Annotated in this window: 24 protein-coding genes; 10 read left to right on the top strand and 14 right to left on the bottom strand. The window is 37.6% G+C overall.

The genetic code is table 11. From position 1 onward, the window contains the following. Positions 1-19: 19 nt before the first annotated feature. From ABIB30_RS17895 to ABIB30_RS17855, 9 genes are all read right to left on the bottom strand, one after another. Positions 20-3151 (bottom strand): lantibiotic dehydratase, encoded by a 3132-nt coding sequence (locus ABIB30_RS17895; RefSeq protein ID WP_354304350.1) that lies wholly within the window; start codon positions 3149-3151, stop codon positions 20-22. Positions 3152-3155: 4 nt separating this feature from the next. Beyond that, complete coding sequence (locus ABIB30_RS17890) at positions 3156-4352, bottom strand: lanthionine synthetase LanC family protein (RefSeq protein ID WP_354304348.1); 1197 nt, start codon at positions 4350-4352, stop codon at positions 3156-3158. A 95-nt stretch (positions 4353-4447) separates the two neighbouring features. Next, positions 4448-4612: a class I lanthipeptide gene (locus tag ABIB30_RS17885; protein WP_354304346.1), complete on the bottom strand. Its 165-nt coding sequence runs from the start codon at positions 4610-4612 to the stop codon at positions 4448-4450. 81 nt (positions 4613-4693) lie between these two features. Next, complete coding sequence (locus ABIB30_RS17880) at positions 4694-4855, bottom strand: class I lanthipeptide (RefSeq protein WP_354304345.1); 162 nt, start codon at positions 4853-4855, stop codon at positions 4694-4696. Between the two features lie 76 nt (positions 4856-4931). Further along, positions 4932-5099: a class I lanthipeptide gene (locus ABIB30_RS17875; RefSeq protein WP_157287913.1), complete on the bottom strand. Its 168-nt coding sequence runs from the start codon at positions 5097-5099 to the stop codon at positions 4932-4934. 75 nt (positions 5100-5174) lie between these two features. Then, positions 5175-5345 (bottom strand): class I lanthipeptide, encoded by a 171-nt coding sequence (locus tag ABIB30_RS17870; RefSeq protein ID WP_354304344.1) that lies wholly within the window; start codon positions 5343-5345, stop codon positions 5175-5177. A gap of 71 nt (positions 5346-5416) precedes the next feature. Beyond that, the gene (locus ABIB30_RS17865; protein ID WP_354304342.1) at positions 5417-5584 is read right to left on the bottom strand and encodes a class I lanthipeptide; all 168 of its coding nucleotides are present in this window, start codon (positions 5582-5584) and stop codon (positions 5417-5419) included. Positions 5585-5788: 204 nt separating this feature from the next. Further along, entirely contained in the window at positions 5789-6244 is a 456-nt protein-coding gene (locus tag ABIB30_RS17860; RefSeq protein WP_354304340.1) for a hypothetical protein, read from the bottom strand. A 34-nt stretch (positions 6245-6278) separates the two neighbouring features. Next, positions 6279-7229, bottom strand: coding sequence for a heme-binding domain-containing protein (locus ABIB30_RS17855; RefSeq protein ID WP_354304339.1), 951 nt, complete (start codon positions 7227-7229; stop codon positions 6279-6281). Positions 7230-7495: 266 nt separating this feature from the next. On the opposite strand from ABIB30_RS17855, the gene ABIB30_RS17850 reads away from it, so the two are divergent. From ABIB30_RS17850 to ABIB30_RS17820, 7 genes are all read left to right on the top strand, one after another. Further along, positions 7496-8515: a sensor histidine kinase gene (locus tag ABIB30_RS17850; RefSeq protein ID WP_354304337.1), complete on the top strand. Its 1020-nt coding sequence runs from the start codon at positions 7496-7498 to the stop codon at positions 8513-8515. Beyond that, positions 8496-9257: a LytR/AlgR family response regulator transcription factor gene (locus tag ABIB30_RS17845; RefSeq protein WP_354304335.1), complete on the top strand. Its 762-nt coding sequence runs from the start codon at positions 8496-8498 to the stop codon at positions 9255-9257. The genes ABIB30_RS17850 and ABIB30_RS17845 overlap by 20 nt, the downstream gene beginning before the upstream one ends. 273 nt (positions 9258-9530) lie before the next feature. Further along, on the top strand, positions 9531-10772 hold the full coding sequence (locus tag ABIB30_RS17840) for a sensor histidine kinase (RefSeq protein WP_354304334.1): 1242 nt from the start codon (positions 9531-9533) through the stop codon (positions 10770-10772). A 26-nt stretch (positions 10773-10798) separates the two neighbouring features. Continuing rightward, on the top strand, positions 10799-11239 hold the full coding sequence (locus tag ABIB30_RS17835) for a response regulator (RefSeq protein WP_354304332.1): 441 nt from the start codon (positions 10799-10801) through the stop codon (positions 11237-11239). 47 nt (positions 11240-11286) lie between these two features. Beyond that, on the top strand, positions 11287-12810 hold the full coding sequence (locus ABIB30_RS17830; RefSeq protein WP_354304330.1) for an ATP-binding response regulator: 1524 nt from the start codon (positions 11287-11289) through the stop codon (positions 12808-12810). A gap of 365 nt (positions 12811-13175) precedes the next feature. Further along, positions 13176-13337 carry a lmo0937 family membrane protein gene (locus ABIB30_RS17825; protein ID WP_157287919.1) on the top strand — a complete coding sequence of 54 codons (162 nt, stop codon included), beginning with the start codon at positions 13176-13178 and terminating at the stop codon, positions 13335-13337. A 102-nt stretch (positions 13338-13439) separates the two neighbouring features. Beyond that, positions 13440-13904 (top strand): ferritin-like domain-containing protein, encoded by a 465-nt coding sequence (locus tag ABIB30_RS17820; protein WP_354304328.1) that lies wholly within the window; start codon positions 13440-13442, stop codon positions 13902-13904. A gap of 70 nt (positions 13905-13974) precedes the next feature. On the opposite strand, the gene ABIB30_RS17815 is transcribed toward ABIB30_RS17820, so the two are convergent. From ABIB30_RS17815 to ABIB30_RS17805, 3 genes are all read right to left on the bottom strand, one after another. Beyond that, positions 13975-14466: a DUF1003 domain-containing protein gene (locus ABIB30_RS17815; RefSeq protein WP_354304326.1), complete on the bottom strand. Its 492-nt coding sequence runs from the start codon at positions 14464-14466 to the stop codon at positions 13975-13977. Between the two features lie 201 nt (positions 14467-14667). After that, entirely contained in the window at positions 14668-15063 is a 396-nt protein-coding gene (locus tag ABIB30_RS17810) for a (R)-mandelonitrile lyase (protein WP_354304324.1), read from the bottom strand. 128 nt (positions 15064-15191) lie between these two features. Continuing rightward, positions 15192-15599, bottom strand: coding sequence for a winged helix-turn-helix transcriptional regulator (locus ABIB30_RS17805; protein ID WP_354304323.1), 408 nt, complete (start codon positions 15597-15599; stop codon positions 15192-15194). Positions 15600-15713: 114 nt separating this feature from the next. Between ABIB30_RS17805 and ABIB30_RS17800 the strand changes: the two genes are divergently transcribed. From ABIB30_RS17800 to ABIB30_RS17790, 3 genes are all read left to right on the top strand, one after another. Continuing rightward, complete coding sequence (locus ABIB30_RS17800; RefSeq protein ID WP_354304321.1) at positions 15714-16244, top strand: NAD(P)H-dependent oxidoreductase; 531 nt, start codon at positions 15714-15716, stop codon at positions 16242-16244. A gap of 76 nt (positions 16245-16320) precedes the next feature. Next, entirely contained in the window at positions 16321-16872 is a 552-nt protein-coding gene (locus ABIB30_RS17795) for a hypothetical protein (protein ID WP_354304320.1), read from the top strand. Between the two features lie 83 nt (positions 16873-16955). Beyond that, a complete protein-coding gene (locus ABIB30_RS17790) occupies positions 16956-18200 on the top strand; it encodes a PQQ-dependent sugar dehydrogenase (protein WP_354304318.1) in 1245 nt (414 codons plus the stop codon). 77 nt (positions 18201-18277) lie between these two features. On the opposite strand, the gene ABIB30_RS17785 is transcribed toward ABIB30_RS17790, so the two are convergent. Both ABIB30_RS17785 and ABIB30_RS17780 read right to left on the bottom strand, forming a co-directional pair. Beyond that, complete coding sequence (locus ABIB30_RS17785; protein ID WP_354304316.1) at positions 18278-20506, bottom strand: S9 family peptidase; 2229 nt, start codon at positions 20504-20506, stop codon at positions 18278-18280. 262 nt (positions 20507-20768) lie between these two features. Continuing rightward, a complete protein-coding gene (locus tag ABIB30_RS17780) occupies positions 20769-21698 on the bottom strand; it encodes an NAD-dependent epimerase/dehydratase family protein (protein WP_354304314.1) in 930 nt (309 codons plus the stop codon). Between the last annotated feature and the right edge of the window lie 207 nt (positions 21699-21905).

The following is a 21905-nucleotide window of genomic DNA, read 5'->3' as shown; positions in this document are numbered from 1 at the left end:
GCTTTGTAATTGGTTTTATTTATAGTTGAGTAACAGCTAATTTAGGTACGTGAGTTGAGATAGCTACTTGTGAACTGTAATATTTCTCCAGAAAATGATAAATAACTAATTCATGTTTCCTGGGATTATTAACCAGCAAGCGATTCAGGTACATGTGTAACAGGCTTTCCATAAGTTCATCGGACGGCATCTGATTACCCGATTTCAACAAAATAGCTTGCTCGATTAAAGTGTTCATAGCTGACCTTTTTTGATAAACAGCTACGGCTTCTTCGATCTCATTTAATTCATCTAGATCAGCATTCATATGCGAAAAAATACTTTTTTGCTTCTGACGGTATTTCTCATTCAGTTGTTTTTGCAGGTTAGGATCACTACCAAATTCTCTGAAATAACCTGATTGAAGCCTTTTTAACAGCTCTTTTTTCGCAAGAGTTGTATAGCCAAAATCGGTTAAAAGCATGTCTGCTCCCCTAAGTGCAAATAAAAACCTGTATTCTTCTAATTCAGGACTGTCCAGCAGTTTGGCAAATTTGAGTACTGCCAGGCTATCATTAAAAAACAGAGATTCTACTTCTTCTATGATGAAAGCGCCATAACGTTCGAGTTCTCTTGAATAGGTATCTAATACCACTTTACTGATCAGGTTATTTGCAAGTAAAGGTTCCAGCGTTTCCATGAATTGCTGGTGAACGTTCAATTGCTTTGTTAAGTCTGAATTATAAAATCTGAGCCGGATATGAAAAGATTCATCGATATAGCGAATGAAATGAAATTTCTCAAATAAATTTTGCCGGATACCATTTTCCACAAATTCCAGCAGTTCGTTTTTCAGTATTTTTTCGGCGACTGTTGGTCCGCAGTAAATTTTGAAATATAACCACTCACTCAATGGAGAAAACTTTCTTTTAACCAATGTTTCCATGTTTGGAGAGGTAATTTCACCTTTCACAGCACGCTTTGTCAAACCTCTATCCGGGGTCTCCTGTACTCTCTTTAATGGGATAATCAATTCATTGGTATGTGGATTCCCATTTGCATCGTATACGATACAATTTTCATCGGTAAAGAGGAATTCTTCGAGTTGTACACTTTCATAGCGCTTCAGATAATGGACGAACAAATCAGCACCAGTTTGCTGCTCCAGGTCAATTAAAAGCTTATTGTCGTGTTCAACATAAGCAACTTTCTGCGGAATCTGGTATTGAGTTCTCAATGCCTGACAGTAGTTTAAATATTCATTTTTCTCTTTCGGGATGGCTTTCAGGTCTTCTTTTTTAAGAATCCATCGTGCTTTTCTAACAATTATATTTTTATAAACTACTCTTGGCAAATAAGTCAGCGAAGATAATACGCCCCAATTCCAGGCATCTGGTTGTGCTTGCCCTTGTGTTTGCAGGTCACATAAGAACTTATAAACAGGTAAGCTTCTGGTCGAAAAATTATGAGCAGAAGTAAGTCTGGGAATAATATATTTATTATGTTTTTTACTTCTTAAAAGCACTTTACTGTTTTTAACACAAACCATAATGTCTGCTACAGGTATTTGGTTTTCTGCTGCTAAACCAGATTTACCGATATAAGGTATCTCATAATTGCGCAATAAAGGCCTGAGCAGTACATTGCCAACTCTGGCTTGCGGGAGATGGACAATATCTGCGTAAATATGATCTGGAAATTCTTTTTCTTCTTCTTTAAGGATATCTTTTGTGAAGTCACAAAGCTGCTGATCTCCGTGTGCAAATCTGGAAAGAAGATTACCTGAAGAAGTCCCTCCAAAACTAAAGAGCTCAAAAATGAAATTTTCAGCATCCAGTTTGCCGTCAGATTTAAGCAAACTTCCCATCAGGTGTAAGCTGTTCGAAAATTTATAATTTGCAACCTTCGGTTTAAATGCTTTCAACTCTTCTTCAGTAATTTCAATAGCTGTTTTTTGATGTTGAAGATAGTCGTTGTGTTTGTTCAGTACAAATTCTTGTATGTAGTCAAAGTTCATAGTTTTTGCAGCAGCGGGGTCTTTCAAAATCAGATTTTCAACCAGCCTGTTTTCGCCTGCTGATGATTGGTCACTTCCAGCATAGCCAATACCTAGTTCTGCATCTAATGCTAATGCTAGCGGGATTTCTTCAAATTCATAACGCGCCGAGAACTTGTTTTTAAATTGATTAAGATCCCTGCCTTCTCCTGATAAACTTAAAGCGTATAAGTCTTCAGTTTGTTTAAGGATACGGTCAATGATACTTTGATCGATTGTCTGCGCTTTTGCTGCAAAGAAAAGGTCAGTCTGCAATAGATTAGCTGGAATTTGTATCGGAAAATCCAGTGCTTTTAATTGAGCTTCTATTTTTTCATAGTAGCCTACTCCTGCCAGTGGATTTTTAATCAGCTGTTGAACTTCCTTCAATTTCAGGAGTAAATCATCGACATGCTGAAGTGTTTCTAACTGTTCAATTAGCACATCCAAGGGATCTTTACCGGTCACACAGGGCTCTAAATCTGATAAGATAAGTTGAGAATCAACCATATCGGCAATAAATCCAGCAGCCTCTTCCAGACTTATATTTTCATGGTTTTTAAGTATTTGAGCCAGGCTTTCCAGTGTAGCTCCTTTTTGGGCTGCTAAAAGAATGTCTGTTATATAATTTGTCTTTCCTATAGAGGTCAGCTCGTAAACGCGCTGCGTATCTATCAAAGAATAAGTTGCATAGCGATAACTGTCAGGGAGTTCGTATAAGCTATTATTCGTAAAGAACTTAAGCTGTCTGACAATTTCAGGAACAGTGTTCAGGTAAGTGATAATTTCATTAAGATAGTTCATATCCAACCGGACACTACGGATATGCTGATCTGGATGTTCCAGCTGAAGGTTAGTTTCTTCTGCTTTAATGGCTACCAGTTTAACGCCCGCCAATGTACCGTATGGCGTACATCTGCTACAGCTGCGCAGCCAGTACTTGGCAAATGACAACTCCAGTTTTTCCTTTTCTTTCGCGGTAAGATCATTCTCTTTCAACAGCTCTTTCCAGAATTCCGGAGAGGATAAATAGATACCCTCCTGAAGTAAAGTTTGTCTGTCTGCTGAAAAGTCATTGGCTAAGTTCAGGCTCTGCAATGGAGCACGCAGTAAAACAAAGGAATAACTTTTAATCATATATTTAATCATTAAGCATTATGGAGTAATCCCAGCTAAAATCTCCTGTGAGGTAACTAAGAAGCACCAATCCAACCCCACTTATCCCATTTAATAATCCATAAGAGTTTGTATATTTTCCGCTGGCATCTGGTGAATAGGATTTGAAACCTGCATAGCCGTCGGGATGACTGGAAAAGTCTATCGTTTGTTGTATCCAGAAATCACAGGCTTCTTTGAAAACGGGATTTTTGGTGTAATGCCACATTTTATTGTAAACATGGGCTATACCAGCACTGCCGTGACAAATCCCGGCATCTTTGACCATAGTTTGTTCTTCGCTTCTTCTTTTAGAGGTATGTATCAATATTTCTGTACCCAGTTCTTTCAGGGCAGGATCTTCAAAGACAATACCGGCCTGGTAGAGTACAAAACCAATAGTTAAATCTCCATAGCACCATCCTACCCGACTGTATCCATTTGTTGGCTCACCGAAAGTCAATATATTAGGAAACAGACTGTTGTTGGTATTTCTATTGATAGTTGATTTAAACAAACCGGCGATATCGAGCGCCAGTTTTTTAGCCTCAGCTGAACAGATATTATTTTGATAACATTGCAGACAGAATTTTAAAACACTCGTTAAACCATGTGCCATACCCAGGTTAATTTTATTAGGTACAGGTAGCAGATTGGTTAAATCATAATGGGCAATAAACATTTTGTCTGCTGATTGATAAGCATGCTTATACAATAGCTGAAAGAATGTTTCTTGAAATGCGGTGTATTGATTTGTCTGTTCATATAAAGAGTGATAGGCTATTCCAATGGAACCATGAAGAAAATCATAATTTCCATCTTTCAGATAATGGATAGCCTGCTCAAATAACTCAGGGTCATCATCGCATAGTATTTCCCAGTTCTCTTCGTCTAATATATTTTTAGCCTTCAAATAGGAAAAAAACCAGTTGACCCCTGCTTTACCAGAGGAAAAAAAAGCACTTTGACAACCAATTGAATCTTCAGAAAGTGTTTGGAGATTGTTTTCGAAATGCTCCATGTTATCAACATGGTCTACCGCATGTATACCAGCATAGCTGATATAGGATTGATCAAAAAGACAGTATCCAGCTTCCCCGTCAAGGAGAGACGGTTGATAATAATCACGGCTTTTGAGTGATAAATATATTTTATCAAGTATAGTTTGAATTTCTTCTTTCATATAAAAATATCGGTCACCTGTTTACTATGGAAGAATAGCCAGTTTATAAGCTGGCTATTCTTTAATTTTACGTGTTTAAAACTGAAAAACTAATGCTAAATAACGCAAACTTGCACATCGCTAAAGTCGCAGCAGAATCTTCCGGTAGCAGCTGTCAATGGTATTCCACCATAAACTTTTCCCATTTGCTCCGTGGTCAATGAAGCAACTTTTTCCTTTTTCAAGCGTAGTCTTTCTGAATTCAATTTAATTTTTTTCATTTGATAATGATTTTAGGTTAAATAAAATAGTTTTGTTTTGTTAAGATTTAAAAGTGATTGCTTAAATGCAAAGCATAAGGTTTAAGCACAAACTGCTTCAATAGTCAGGAGGCAGCAGAATCTTCTGGTATCAGTCGTAACTGGTGCTCCACCATAAACCTTACCCATTTGATCTGTGGTCAAAGAAGCAATCTTTTCCTTTTTCAAACGCAGTCTTTCTGAATTCAATTTAATTTTTTTCATTTTACAATGATTGTAGGTTAAATAAAATAATTACGTCCAATTAAAATTTTAACGGTACGTATTTAAAAGTGAAAGACTATGGTTCAACAGGACAGATTGAATCTGACAGGTCACAGCAGAATCTTCTGGTAATAGTAGTCACTGGTATTCCACCATAAACTTTTCCCATTTGCTCCGTGGTCAATGAAGCAACTTTTTCTTTTTTCAAACGTAATCTTTCTGAGTTCAATTTAATTTTTTTCATTTGGCAACGATTTTAGGTTAAATAAAATAATTTTTTTTAATTAGAATTTCAACTTGATGCGGTTTACCTTAAAGTCTAAGGCTCAAGAGAGCACATTACCGGATCTGTTACGTGACAGCAAAATTGTCTGGTAGCGGTAGTAATTGGCAATCCACCATAAACTTTACCCATTTGATCCGTAGTCAGCGAAGCAACTTTTTCTTTTTTCAAGCGCAGCTTTTCGGTGTTTAATTTAATTTTTTTCATTTTACAATGATTTTAGGTTAAAAAAACAAGTTTGTTTAGTTAGTTCTCAACTTTACGTCCTGGACGTAAGCTTAGACTACTTCAGGACAAATCGCCTCTGACCAGTCGCAGCAGAATATCCTTGTAGCTGTAGTAACTGGTATTCCACCATAAACTTTACCCATTTGATCCGTAGTCAAAGAAGCAACTTTTTCTTTTTTCAAGCGCAGTCTTTCTGAATTTAATTTAATTTTTTTCATTTTGTAATGATTTTAGGTTAAAAAATATAATTCTGTTGATCTAAAATATTAATTTTTTTCCAATATAAAAACACGTCATTTTTATGTTACAAAAGTATCATCATTATTTAATTACTAATTAATCACCATTTATGGTTAAATAATAAGAAAAAGGGCATATATAAGTAACTAACTAAAAAACAGATGAATAGAAAATATTTTTATTTATGGGAATAAAGAAGGTTTTTGTTCAAGAATAAATTTAATTCTGGCATTTTTATCCTGTTGCTCAGGCTTGGATTTACCGTAATATTTAATAGTGTATACAGGTATTATACCATCTTTCCGTTGTTCAGTCCGGACAGTTTCAACCTGGAGCAATGCTCCATTAATTTTACTGCCATACCAAAATTCATGATCTTGCTGCTCAAAAGTGACGAGTTTAAAAACCTCACCAGCTACATGTTGAGGTTTTTCTTTGCGACTATACTTTATTGCCGGTTCGTTACCATAAAGCGTAGACATGATGTTAAGTTTTTCATTGACATAGGTTGTCACAACTTTTAGCTTCCCACTGTTGAATTCGAGCGCTCTGATGGTAACCTTTTTATTTGCTGCCGGTGTGCAACCATTGCTGATCAACATTAATCCGGTCAATAAATAGATTAGATAGGTTTTCATATATAATGATATTTAAAGTTTAATTTTTATCTGTTTAGTTTTTAGTGGACAAGTCAAATACGAACCCGGTTGGTTTAACGGCCTGGTGACAAGCGATGCATTTTTTAAAGCTTGCCAGAGTACCGTAAGGCCTCAATTCTGGTGTATCGAATCTGGCAAAGCCCCACCCTTCTGTAGCACTGAATTTTTCCTTGTCTCTCACCATATACTGGATATTGATAAATTTACCGGGGTGGATATTCCCTTGTTTATCTTCTAGTTTTTCCCAGACTACTTTTACAATCACAGCACCTTCTGGCCAGGGATTGATATTTTTATCTTTGATAGCCTGAGCAGCGATCGGATTTGCGTACATCACACGCATTGTTCCATTATCAAAACGGGAGGTTGTACTCATCACCTGCCAGTTCCTGTACTCTGGCATGTGCTTGATTCCGTTTACAGAAACCGGAACTTTATCTTGAACAGTTTTTTTCTTTTGCCATTGACGGTATTGAATATTTGCACTATTTATTCTACTGCTATCTGCTACAGGTCTGATTTTCAAAGTTTGGAGATAACTTTTTAAAACATAAAGTTCTCCGACTGAAACTTTTGCTGATGGGTGTAAAACGGTGTAAAATTTTAGTGGCATTTTATCTGCATTCACCATAGTATAGATTTCCCAAAGTGTACCTTTCTGATCGGCTGGAGACAAGTTGTTCCATGCTGAAAAATTAAGATGCTTTCTGGCTTCTGTAATATCCCGGGCTACTACAGAGGAGATCATTGGTAGTTTATCGAACCATTGCAGCTGAGTTTCATTAGCGTGGCAATTGTAGCAGGCGCGCTCAAAGATTTGCTTTACTTTGGGTGGAACCTGAATTTCGCCAGTAACCGGAGGATTGGATATAGACTGAACGTTAGTTAGAGATACCATTACGATTCCCCCTAAAAATACTGTGAGGATTGCTACTATGATTTTGTGTCGCCTGGAAAATTTCATGTGGTTTGTTTTTTTTATAAAAGTATCCGCTCAGGAAGTTCGCAGTTTGCGCTATTCAGTTGAATCAGTCGAATTGAACGCTGAAATGGACATGTTGGAGGTAGAACTAATGATCTTAGGTAAATAATCTTTAAAAGGCTATCCGGAGCCTCAGACTAACCGATGCCAATTATAAGATCAATATTGCCTGTTCCAGCTGGTTTATAAATTATAAATCTCTCCCCAAATCATATTTTCGCTCTAAATACTATATTTGATGTGGCGATATGAATAAGAAAACATTTAAGATTTCGAACAAAATAATATGGCTGAGCTCTCTTCTGTTAGGCATACTGACGTCTGTTCCAAAAATTGCTGAACATCATTTCAATCCATATGAAGCACTGGTTGACTCCACTGTTACTTTTCTGTTTGCTGTGCTGATCTGGTATTATAATATACTTACGCTTCCTGTCTATTCTTCAAAGGATGTTAGTAATGGTTTTTCAGTTATACGTCTGGTTAAGGGTTTGTTCTTCGGAATCGCGGTGATGTTTATCCTGGCTTGTATTCAGCAATATTTATTGTCACATCTGAACTTTGGGCCGGTGATGTTAATGTTTGAAGTGAGAGGTATCCTGGTTAACATTGCTTTTTATATGTTTCTTCATCTTTTACACCAGAGTTATCAAAATCAACAGGTAGGTATAGAATTGGAAAGAACTAAAGCAGATAATCTTGGCGCACAGTATGAGCTGCTTAAGCAACAGGTAAATCCGCATTTCTTGTTTAATAGCCTGAATACCTTAAAATACATGGTGGAGAGTGAGGATGAACATAGTGTAGATTTTATCCTGAAACTTTCCAATTTTTACAGGTTTACCCTGGAAAGCCGCAAGCTTGACCTGATCAGACTTTCAGAAGAATTGGAAATACTAGATGCTTATGTATTTTTGCTGAAGGCGCGCTTCGAAGAAGGAATTGATCTTTCTATCGACATTGATCCGGATTTCAATCAATCTCTTATCCCTCCATTTACACTGCAGCTTCTGGTTGAAAATTGTATTAAACACAATGTGGTATCTTTAGATAAACCACTAAAAATCCAATTATTCTCAGAAAAAGATATGCTGATAGTTGAAAATAGACTACAGCTGAAAACTACCCGCGAGATTTCCACAGGACTGGGATTGGAGAATATCAATCAGCGTTATATGCACCTTTTAAATAAGGCCATCGAAATACAGGTCAGTGAAACATTATTCAGTATCAAACTCCCTATTATCTATGAAAATAATCATCATTGAAGACGAGCTTAAAGCGGCAAAATCATTGGCTAATATGATTTCCAAATTAAGACCTGCCGCTGTAGTTATTGCTCAACTCCAAAGTATTGAAAGTGCAGTCAGCTATTTTTCTGAACAGGAACAGCCTGATCTTATTTTTATGGATATCCAGCTTTCTGATGGTCTGTCTTTCGAAATCTTAAAATCAGTTAAGATTCAGTGTCCAATTATCTTTTGTACTGCCTATGGTGAGTATTCGATGGACGCGATCAAGGCGAATGGAATTGATTATCTACTTAAGCCCTTTTCTAAGGAAGAGCTGAATACGGCTTTTGAAAAGGTAGAGAGTTTTAAAAACTTTTTTCAACAAAATACGCAACCTGATTTAGAGGAGTTATTAAAGAAAATCGGCATGGATGAGGGAAAGAAAAGCTTCCTTGTTTTTAAGAATAATAAATATATCAATATACAAACAGAGCTCATTGCCTTTATTTATATCAGGAATGATTCTGCTACGCTAATGACTTTCCAAGGTCAGGAATATACGATTACACAGTCTATGGATCAGGTACAGAGTTTGCTTTCTTCCAAACAGTTTTTCAGGTTAAACAGGCAGTATCTTATTAATTTTAGTGCAATTAAAGAAGTAGAGCATTATTTTGACAGGAAATTATTTGTTAACCTGGTTATTCCAAGTCCTGATAAGTTACTGATCGGTAAGGAAAAAACCAGTGTTTTTTTAAGCTGGCTTGAAAACAGATAAAAATAGTTTACAGGCCGGACGGATCTTTTCCAGCTATAATTTTCCGGTGCGCTGTCCTGAAATTCCATCACAGGAGCCGAGATGATCATATACGGCGATGATCTTAGTTTAAGCTGTGCTTAAAACATATATATGTTGTTTTACACAAATACCGGCTAATATTGTGGTAGCTTTAGAAACTTATAAAAGGGTTTTTCCTTCCTGCCCGAATTACATAGTTGCACCATACTTTATTCTACCACATTTTTAAATACGATCTATTAAGTTATGCATTTGAAAAAAAACGATTCTGATGAATTAATCATTGCGAACAGAGAGATCGTTCTTCAAAACCAGGAGATAGAAAGCCGGGCAGCAGAGCTCGTCATTGCGAATAAAGAATTACTTTTTCAAAATGAGGAGAAAGAAAACAGGGCAGCAGAACTTATTATCGCCAATAAGGAGCTTGCTTTTCAGAACGAAGAGAAAGAGAACAGGGCAGCAGAACTCATTATCGCCAATAAGGAGCTTGCTTTTCAGAATGAGGAGAAAGAGAACAGGGCAGCAGAACTCATTATCGCCAATAAGGAGCTTGCTTTTCAGAATGAGGAGAAAGAGAACCGGGCAGCAGAACTCATCATCGCCAATAAGGAGCTTGCTTTTCAGAACGAAGAAAAAGAGAACCGGGCAGCAGAACTCATCATCGCCAATAAGGAGCTTGCTTTTCAGAATGAAGAGAAAGAAAAAAGGGCTGAAGAGCTAAGCATCGCGAACAGGGAACTTAAAAATGCAGAAGATGACATTCGTAAATTAAATGACGAATTAGAACAAAAAGTAATTGAGCGTACTGAACAGTTAGAATCTGTGAACAAAGAATTAGAGTCCTTTTCTTATTCTGTTTCGCACGATTTACGTGCACCGATCAGGGCGATTAATGGGTATACGAAAATTCTGAAGGAAGATTATGCAGAGGCATTCGATGCAGATGGAGTAAAAATCCTTCAATCTATCATCAGCAATTCCAAAAAGATGGGTGAATTGATTGATGATTTACTTGCCTTTTCAAAACTTGGAAGAAAACAGGTTACTGTTTCTGAAATTGACATGACTGGTCTTGTGAATATAGTCCGGGAAGAATTACTATTTGAAGGGGATGAAAATATACCTGAGTTTGAAATGGGTATACTCCCAAATGCTAAAGGAGATAAATCCCTGATTAAGCAAGTATGGATTAACCTGATTTCAAATGCTGTTAAATATTCCAGAAATAAAGCACAAACTAACATAGAAATCGGGGCTTATACCAAAGACAATCTGATTGTATACTATGTTAAAGATTACGGAGCTGGATTTGACATGCAATATTATGATAAGCTTTTCGGAGTTTTTCAAAGATTGCATTCTCAGGAAGAGTTTGAGGGCACGGGCATAGGTCTGGCCATAGTTCAAAAGATCGTGCAGCGGCATAATGGAACAGTCTGGGCTGAATCAAAAGTAGATGAAGGCTCATGTTTTTCTTTTAGCCTGCTGGCATAACCTATTAATTTAAATCAAGAAAAGAAATGAGCTACCATAACGTTGAAATTTTATTTGTTGAAGACAGTGCCGATGATGCAGCCTTAACTATTCGTGCACTTAAAAAAAGTGGTTTTACGAATAAATTGCACCACGTTATTAATGGAGCAGAGGCATTGGATTTTATTTATTGCAAAGGTGCGTATGCTGATAGAAGCGATAAAGAATTTCCTAAACTAATCTTGTTGGATTTAAAAATGCCAAAGGTATCTGGTTTACAAGTATTGGAAAAATTAAAAGCAGATCCTAATCTTAAATCTATTCCTATTGTGATGTTAACTTCGTCGAATGAAGGTCCGGATATTGAAAAATGTTTCGCATTGGGTGCAAATAGTTATATCGTAAAGCCTGTTGATAGCGACAATTTTTTCAACGCAGTAAAAGAGATCGGTTTATACTGGATGGTCTTAAGCCAGCAAGCGCATTAACATCGTCTGAATTAATTCTCTCCATCTAATTTTATGTCGTATTTATAATGGCGCCAAATCTTAAAATACTTATTCTTGAAGACAACGAAAGTGATGCTGATTTGCTTAAACGCGAGTTAAAAAAATCAGGATTGAATTTTACGGCTGAAATTGTACAGACTCGTACAACATTTGAAAACGCACTGAACAATTTTAATCCCGATCTGATCTTGTCGGATTATTCACTTCCATCTTTTGATGCGGCTGAGGCTTTCCAAATCAAACAGCATATCTATCCTCATATTCCATTTATTATCATTTCTGGTACAATTGGGGAGGAGAATGCGGTGGAGCTGATTAAAGCTGGAGCGACAGATTATATCTCTAAAAGTAAGTTATTTACATTATCTACAAAGATTAACAGGGCATTAAATGACATGCAGGCCCGTAAAGAAAAGTTAATCACTGATGAAAAGTTAAAAGTTATCAATCAGGAGCTATTAGAGCTGAACCAGGAGCTGGAAGCAAGGGTTGCAAGGCGTACTGAAGCATTAGCAGAAAGTGAAAGCCGGTTCAGAAGTATGATGGAGACTATTCCCCAGATTGCCTGGACAAATACAATTAAGGGAGAAGTCGTTTTCTACAACCAGCGTTGGTATGATTATACTGGGTTCAATGACCAGCAAACAAGGGCTCTGGGATTTAAGGCAGTAGTCCATCCTGATGACCTGAAGATTGGCTTTGACCAGTTCAGTTCTATTCTTAAAACTGGTAATGGTGGTGAATTTCAAATTCGTGTAAAACGGGCAGATAAGCTTTACAGATGGCATCTGATCCGTTTAATGCCGATCATGGATCAACAAGGCCTAATGCAGCTTTGGGTAGGTACAGCCACCGATATACAGGAACTCAGGTTACTGCAACAATATAAAGACGATTTTATTATTATTGCGAGTCACGAGCTTAAAACGCCGATAACCAGTTTAAAGGGTTCGCTTCAGCTTTTAGACAGAATCAAGGATAATCCTCCCTCAGGCGCACTGTCTAAGCTTATTGTACAAGCAAACAGAGGTCTGGAAAAAGTAAATACACTTATCGAAGATCTGCTGAATTCAAGTATGGCGAATCAGGGTCAGCTTCATATCCGTCAACATCATTTCAATCTTTCTGAAGTTATTAAAGACTGTTATCAGGATACAATCAAGGATGGTTTATACACGGTTAGTGTTGAAGGAGACTTGCAGGTTAAGGTATTTGCTGATCATGTGAGAATAGAGCAGATCGTGGTTAATTTCATTAATAATGCGATAAAATACGCGCCTGATTCAAAGGAAATCCGCATCTGCATTGACAAAAAAGATGGTATAGTCAAAGTTTCTGTAATAGACCAGGGCCCTGGTATACCTCCTGAAAAACTCCGCTATGTTTTTGACCGTTATTACCGTGCAGAAAGTTCGGGAAGCCATTATACAGGCCTGGGGCTTGGTCTTTATATTTGCTCGGAAATTATCAAAAAACATCATGGACAAATTGGTGCTGAAAGTGAATTAGGCAAAGGCAGCACTTTCTGGTTTACGTTACCTGTTCAATAACTAACTCACCCAGCACTTCGCATCTGAAACTAGTTCCAGGTAAATTAGTAAGATGACCAATAAAATAATCGCAATTCTCAAAGTAATCTCTATTTGCTTTTTCATCATTTTTAATTAAAATCCTGATTCAAATATATTTCAACCGGCATCACTAAGCCAGAAGATCAGGGATTAATACGGCGATTTCAACCGTGAATCAGGCATTTAGCTTGTTAATTTAATCTTAGCTATTTATTAATATAATCGCCCAAAGCAAAAATGTAAAACATTTAGTGCCCCCTCCTGTTTAATCAATCCGTCCACTTTCTTTATCGGAATAAAAGAACTGAAAGCGTCAAAACGGAATAAACTTATTAAACAAACTTATGGGAAATCTACTTTACCTCGTCGCCGTAATATTAATTTTATTATGGATTTTTGGATTCTTTTTTAACGGTTTTGGGCCAGGTGCAGGTGGCTTAATACATGTGCTTTTAGTGATTGCTGTAATCGCAATTATACTCAAAGTAATCAATAGAGCTTCTTAACCAGATCACCTGGATTATTTCGATCCGTAAAAAAGTTAATCGATTTTTTTTAAAACTAACACAGCATTACGTTGTTCTTCTAATTCAAAAACAAATACTACTATGAGCGTATCAGAAAAAACAATAGCAACATTAAACGATCTTACAGAAATTAACAATGACCGTGTAGCGGGATTTGAAAAAGCAATTGCAGATATCAAGGATGAAAATATAGACTTGAAAGCAGTATTCTTAAAGTACAGCGAGCAAAGCCGCAAATTCAGCCAGGAACTTACTGCAATTGTAGCAGGTTATGGAGAAGATGTAGAAACTGGTAATAGTGTATCAGGTACTTTACACCGCGCATGGATTGACGTAAAGTCTTTATTTGGCGGTAGTGACCGTGCGAGTATCCTTTCAGAAGCTGAACGAGGTGAAGACGCAATTAAGGCAGCTTACAAACTGGCATTGGAAGAGGGAGAATTAAGTGCTGAGGCCTTAGAAACTGTGACCAGACAAGCTGGAGATATTAAATCTGCACATGATGCAATTAAGGTTCTTCGCGATGCAGCTAAAGCAATGAGCTAGGCTCTATATTTATAATAAAAAGCCGCTTAATTAAGCGGCTTTTTATTTTGAAAAGAATTTCGTAGAGAGGTTAACTTTCTCCATTTTTCCGGGCTTTTTCATGAAGCTTATTGATGTCCAGTTCTTGCTTCATACCTTCCAGTTCATCGTCTTGATTTTCAATTTTCAGTGCTTTATGAATATCGTGGAGCATTTCAAGCATTTTGGTAATTTCCTTTTCTGCATGGATATTAACTTCAAACTCTACCTCCTGCCTGATGCTTTCCATTCTTGCCTGTCTTTTCTGACTAATTAAAACAGAGACAGAAAGTATAATTGCAAAAATAGACACTACCATTTCCAAAGCTGGAAAAGGAAAGGGATCAAAAATTCTCAGTGGTTTTAATAAGCCTAAATTCCAGCAGATCCAAACCGCAAAAAAAACTGCACATATAAACAAGAAGCTTATACTCCCGAAAGTATTTGTGATGAATAAAGATAGCCGGTCACCTTTGTGTTGCCGTAATTGTTGTTTGTTTTCCGGATTGACCTCAACCGGTTCACCTTCGATTAATTTACCCATAGTCATCAAACACTTTTGCTGAATATAAATGAACAATGATAGTGCCGGGATTTAAAAATAAAAGTCAATACAATGACTGAAATCCGAACTCCATTTTTATATTTAAAGAATGAAGAACAAAACTCTGTCAGACTTAACAAAAGAAGAAATCGGTCAGCTATTTCCAGTTGAAATTAGTCGAAAAAAATCAGTCATTAAATTCTACTGATTGTATTGATCGTCGGTTACCTGCTCCATCCAATCAACTGGTGAACCATCTAACTTTTCCTGGATGGCTATATGGCTCATTGCAGTAGTATCAGTAGCTCCATGCCAATGTTTTTCAGCTGGAAAAAAGTAAACCACATCACCTGGATGAATATCCTCTCTCGTACCACCATCACGTTGCACCCAACCTGATCCTGAAGTCACGATTAACGTCTGTCCAAAGGGATGGGTATGCCATGCTGTACGTGCGCCTGGTTCAAAAGTCACCAATGCCATAGCCACACGGGATGGTTCTGGTGGACTGATCAATGGGTCGATTCTAACTGATCCTGTAAAATATTCCGCGGGGCCTTTACCTGAAGGCTGGGAGCCGCTACGTTTAATTTCCATGATTTTTCTACTTAAAACTGTTACTTATAAATATAACCAAAAACTGTTACCGGTTTTTTATAAAGCGCATTAGCTCGGATATTTTTGCGAACAAATAAATCTCCAGATTTAGTCCAGAAGTTAAAAATTCATAAATCTTCTCTTTCTATTATACTTTTTAATTGCGGTGCAAATCCTAATCCCCATTTATCGACAGCCGAGACTAATGGTAATATAGATTTTCCAGATTCGGTTAAAAAGTATTCCACTCTTAACGGAACTTCTGCATAAATAGTTTTTCCCAGAATCCCATGTAATTCCAATTCACTTAACTGTTTCTGAAGAACTCGTTTAGTAATACCTTTTATGACATTGACCAGATCCCGGGGACGTGTTGTCCCTTTTGCAATTTCATCAAGTAAACAAAATTTCCATTTAGAACCTACCACTTCCATAGCTACACTGAGGCCACATTCATAATCGATTGGAATTTTTTTTTGATACATCGGCTTAATAAGATTTTTAACGCCATAAAAGTAAACAAATAGAGAGTTCAAAGGATAGTGATTAATTGATCACTGAATGATTAATTAGTCTCTTATTGATGAGCTCCTTTATATAGTTCACTTTTGTCCCGGCAAATTTAAATAAGTTAACATAAAAATTTTAAGATGAAAACTCTGGTCATTGTCATCCATCCAGATCCTGAAAATTCAGTGGTCAACAAACGATGGGTGGAAGAATTAAAAAAATATCCTGAAAAATACACTCTGCATGATCTCCATAGTTTATATCCGGATGAACATATTGATATTAAAGAAGAACAGCGATTGTTAGAAGCTCATGACCAGATTATCTTCCAGTTTCCTTTTTACTGGTTCAATTGCCCGCCACTTTTCAAGAAATGGCTGGATGTAGTATTAACTCATGGTTGGGCATATGGTACAGGCAGTACTTATAAGCTAACCGGAAAAAAGATTGCTTTAAGCATCTCGGTTGGTATAAATGAAGAAGATTATCATGCTTCTGGAAGGTACAAATACACATTGGAACAATTGACCGCGCCATTTGAGATTACCTTTGGTTATATAAAGGCCGATTACAGACCACCCTTCGCTTTCTATGGAACAGAACATCAAGCTACTACAGAAAGGATAGAGAAAAGTGCAGCAGCATATATTTCCTTCCTTGAAGCATTGTAAAAAAACACCAGATACTTTGTTCTGATCTGTGCTCTGGCATGAAAGTGGTGTATACATTGCTATCAAATCAAAAACAATGAAATTACCATCGTTGAAGGATATCAGTTTTAGAAAAGTAAAAAAAGATGCAAGGAAAGGCTTTAATAATCTTGCCGAAGGCGGGTTTAAGCAGATTTTCAACCAGATTGATCAATTGAATATTAAGAAAGGTGTAGATAGCATGGGAATTGACAAATTCATCAATCAATGTGCGTTACTGGCAGCTGGTTCTGGTTTGATCACTGGCGTGGGTGGGATTGGAACGATGTTGATCGGCACTCCTTTAGATGTGATCAACATCATTGCTCAGCAGTTCAGAGTAACTCTGGCCATTTCTTATCATCATACAGGTAGCTATAAAATCAGTTTTGACCATTTTTTTAAAATCGTAGCATCATCTGTTAAAGCGGATACGAAACTGGCTATCAGTAAAAATGTAATGGAGGAAGTTGCAGAGAAAATCCTGATGGGATTAGGTTCTAAAGCAAGCCGCAGATTGGTACCAGTGGTAGGCGGTGTGATTGGAGGAACTGTCAATTACTTATTTATTAAAGGAGTAGCAAGAGAATTGAAGGAGAAGGGGAACTGACTATCGAACAACTAACAGTTTATTTTATCTACGCTAAAAAAAATTGTAGATTTAAGTAGTTTACACACTTAACATTTATTTTCATGATGCAATCTTCTTATAAAAGAATTCCTGCTGTTTGTGCTATTCTGCTGCCAGTCCTGTTTGTTTGTAACAGCAGTTTTGCGCAAGCCGTAAAAGGCAAACCTGCAGGTAGTCTGCTTCCGCCTGTTGAAACACAGCCAGCCAATTCAAAGTACAAGCCTGCTTTTACCGGACAGACGCGAATTGCTGGTGTAAAAACCAAAACACCTTTCACTGTCTCGTTATTAAATAAAACATTAGAACATCCCTGGGGAATCTGTCTATTACCTGATGGGCGCTTTTTAATCTCTGAAAAAATGGGGACAATGTCTATTGTCACAACCGCTGGGAAAGTAGTGAAGAAAATAACTGGTTTACCTGCTGTAGTGCCAGATGGACAAGGTGGTTTACTTGATGTAAACATTGATCCACAGTTTTCTACCAATAAAATGGTTTACTGGGCTTATTCAGAGCAGGCTCAGGGTGGCAGTTTACTGGCTATTGCCAAAGGAAAATTAGCAGCGGATGAGAGTAAAATAGAAAATATTGAGGTGATATATCGTGCTACACCAGTCTATAAAGGAAGTCTTCAATTCGGCTCCCGTATCGTATTTGATAAAAACGGAAACCTATTTGTAAGTACTGGTGAACGTTCCGGAGCTGATATCCGTATGCAGGCGCAGTCGCTGAATGCGTCTATTGGAAAGATCATTCACATTACAAAAAATGGAAAAGCTGTTCCAGGCGGGCCATTTGCCAAAACACCCAATGCAAGACCTGAAATTTATGCCTACGGTCTTCGTAACCCTGAAGGTTTAGCAATAAATCCTGTAACCGGCGAGTTATGGGAGTCAGAATTCGGACCAAGAGGAGGTGATGAAATCAACATTATTCGTCCTGGAAAAAATTACGGATGGCCTGTAGTTACTTATGGCATCGAATACAGCGGTGAAAAAGTGGGGGCTGGCATTCAGCAGAAAGCAGGTACTCAGCAACCTGTTTATTATTGGGATCCTGTAGTTTCACCAGCAGGAATTGCTTTTTACAATAGCAATGTGATTCCTGAGTGGAAAGGTAATTTGTTTGTAAGCGGTCTGAGCAGCATGCATATTGCCAGATTAGTAATTAAAAACAATAAAGTTGTTGGTGAAGAGCGGTTATTGAAAAGTGAAGGAGAACGTTTTAGAGCAGTTGCTGTGGGTAAAGATGGTGCGTTATACGCCATCACTGATAGTGGCAGATTTTACAGAGTCGCAAAGAAGTAATATAAGCCTTCTACAAGTTGCAGTTCCCCAAAAGTTAGATACTTTATGGGGAACTGCAACTTGTAGAAGGCTTTAATTTATGATTTGGGAACAGTAATATTTTGAACCCAATTCCACTCTGGTGGCTCAACACCTAGTAAGTGTTTGACAAAGAAATCGCGCCGCTTGTGCTCTCCATAATCACCACCTAAAGAGTGTCCCATTCCTGGAACTAGTAAGAAATCGAAGTTCTTATTAGCCTTGATTAATTTATTGACCACCTGCATGGTGGAAGATGGATCAACATTCTCGTCAAGCTCTCCCAGAATTAATAATAACTTTCCCTGAAGATTGGCTGCATGTTCTACATTGGAGGATTCGGCATATTGCGGCCCAACCGGATATCCCATCCATTGTTCATTCCACCAAAGTTTATCCATCCGGTTGTCGTGACAGCCTGAGGAGGACACAGCAACTTTATAAAATTCAGGATGAAAAAGCAGTGCGCCCATAGAACTTTGCCCCCCTGCAGAGCTACCAAAGATCCCTACTCTGCTGGTATCCATATAAGCATATTTTTTTGCAGCAGCCTTGATAAAAGCAATACGATCAGGAAAGCCTCCATCTTTTAGGTTTTTCCAGCATACGTCATGAAATTTTTTGGAACGATTAGAAGTTCCCATTCCATCACACTGCACTACAATAAATCCAAGTTCTGCGAGTTCATGCAATCCAAGTATATTGTCGGCAGCAAAATTCTTTGGTACAAAAGAATCATGAGGGCCAGCATAAATATATTCTATAACAGGATATTTTTTAGCAGGATCGAAATTTCGTGGTCTGATGATCATTCCCCAGATAGCTGTTTCTCCATCCCGTCCTTTTGCGCTAAAAACCTCTGGAAATACCCATCCAGTTTTTAAGAGTGCACTGATATCAGCTTTCTCCAATTCATTGATCACTTTGCCAGTTTTAACAGCTCTAAGTATTGTAGTGGCAGGCTCATCGATTCTTGAATAAATATCAATAAACATGGAATAGTCTTCGTTAAAAGTAGCAGAATGATTCCCATTCTCCCAGGTCAGTTTCTTTAAGCCTGTACCGTCCAGATTAATTTGATAGTATTGAATAAAATAGGGATCCTGATCTTTCTCCATCCCACTTCCCTCGAAGATTATATTCCGCTCTTTTTCATTGACCTTAATTACCCTTCTCACCACCCAATTACCTTTGGTAATCTGGTTTTTCAATTTCCCGTTTCCGTCAAATAAGTAGAGATGATTCCATCCGTCTCTTTCAGATGCCCAAATAATTTCTTTTCCATCAGCCAGATCGTACCGGTATTTTTTACGGCTATAATTGAAAAATGTATTGCTTTGCTCGTGGATGAGTTCCTTTGTTTCTCCTGTACTATTGACTTCCATCACCATATATTTCTGGTGTCCCCTTTTATTGTATTCATAGGTGAAAGCCCTGCTGTCATTGCGCCATACTGGTTCGGTTAAGCTGAACTGTTCAGTAATTGCAGAATTATTAACAGGGATCTGCTTCTTAGCGTCAACAAGAAATAAACAAGGTGTATACTGGTCAAGTGTATCACCGGGTTTTGGATAGGCTCTTTGTCGTAATTTCGGCTGCAATTGATCTGCCGGCGAAGATTCAATGAGGTAAGCTAATCTCTGTTTAGCTATATTTACTTTGTAGGCCGCAATCTTTTTTGAATCAGGGGACCAGGCCATATATGGTGAATAAGAGTTTTCTTCTGATCCATCTGTACTCAGTTGATATTCCTTTGTTTGGTCGGCAGCCGGACTAATATAGAGATTAAATTTTTTGATATAGCTAACCCACTTTTGATCTGGAGATTTGGTTCTCCCGGAATCGGTATGCTGTGGGGCATCAATATTTAGTTTACAAGTATAGGTACTAAGTTCACAAATCCAGGAAGCTCTTTTATAAGTGAAACGAAGTTCTTTTCCGTTACTACTCATAATAAGCCTTGTGATTGGCGGGTCGGTTGCACTAATTTTATCTTTTGATACCCCGGAAAGTGCTACAGCAAACTTTTCCCGATCAAAAGCCGGACTTTTATGCTGTTCTTTTGTATCAACAAACAGGAATTCGAGTCCTTGTGGTGTTCTTCTGGAATAAAAGAATTTTTGCAAGTCAGCTAGCCACTGAATATTTTCAGGAGTGTAGTAAGTCTTTTTCTGCATGAACCCGTTCAGAGTTTCTGCGTTCTGGTAATCAACTAATTTACCCTGAGCATAAGCGTGAATATTTATAAAAATTAAAATTGCAACTGATCCTAAATACTTAAATTTCATTTTCAAAAATTAGCCTGTTTAATTGTATAACTAAATTTATAGTTTATTGATCAAATAACAACTCTTAATTTTTATGAAAATTCAAATACTCAGCACTGCAGATAAATGATGAATTTTCATTCATTGTGGCCGCAAATGGTAGCTAATGTAACCGTGCTTATACGATAAAATTAGATTTTAACTTATGGAGCATTAACCACCTGCTTATCTAAAATCCCTCTTTACGATTGATAAAGAGGGATTTTCAGTTGCAATCGGAAACTTAATTTTCCAGAAACCATTCTGCAGTAGCTTTAACTGCCTCTTCATAAGATGTTGGGGTATAATTGAAAGCTTTCTCAAATTTGGCCGAACTGAACTGAAATGGAAATTCATCCTGGTAATTCATTTCGTATGCTTCTTTCATAAAGGGATTGAAAAAGCCGATTACCTTTAACAACCATTTGGGTAGTACAGTTACCTGGTCAGAACTGTTCATATATTTCGCTGCCAGCTTAATAAATTGTCTTCCGGTAAGTGGGCTTACCGAGGGCAGATGCCAAACCTGCCCAAACGATTCTTCGTGGGTTGCGAGAATATAAAGAGCCTCGGCAGCATCGGGAGTATAGTTATAGGAGCGTGGTACGTCTGCATTTATAGGCCATTGAGCGGTTTTCCCTTTTTTCATATTGTTAAAGACCAATGTACCGGCAGCACTTTTGTCCGTAACCCCAGGGCCGTAAAAGTCTACGGCTCTGGCTATGGCAGCCTTAATTGTTCCTGCAGCCATTTCCTGTAATAACATACGGGCAATTTCAATACGTACCCGCCCCTTTTTACTTGACGGAAAATAAGGTGTGTTTTCAGTCATGATCCCATTTACTCTGCCGTACATATATACGTTATCAAAAAAGATCAGCTTAGCTCCCGTCGCTATACACGCATCAATAACATTTCGCATAATCACTGGCCATTCTTTTTTCCATATCCCGGCATTATACGCAATACCAATAATCAGATAAACGACTGCTGATCCCGTTATGGCTTTTAGTACCTGATCGTAGTGCAGCATATCGGCCACTACTGATGTTGTTCCTTCTATTTGTTTTGGTGTTCTGGACACCAGTCTGATGTTCAGTTGGTGTGATTTTAAAACTGGTATCAGCTCTGTAGCGATGGTACCAGTGGCACCTAAAATAGTATGTAATTCCATGGACTTCAAATTTTAATTATTTCTGATTTGTTAATCAAAACTAAAATAGTTCAGGCGCTAAAAATTGTAAGAAAACGAGACTTGTATTTATCGTTACTCATTTTTCAGCCCACTGTTTTTAAAGCCATAAGGCATTTATCCAATGAAGTATCCAGCACAGTTTGAAATTTACCAGAAAGTGCTTCGACCAGCCCTATTTTCTTTTAC

Origin of the sequence: Pedobacter sp. UYP1 (genome assembly GCF_040547305.1) — a bacterium.
GTDB lineage: Bacteria > Bacteroidota > Bacteroidia > Sphingobacteriales > Sphingobacteriaceae > Pedobacter.
The sequence above is the reverse complement of the archived record's forward strand: the minus strand, read 5'-3'. Positions and strand labels throughout refer to the sequence as shown.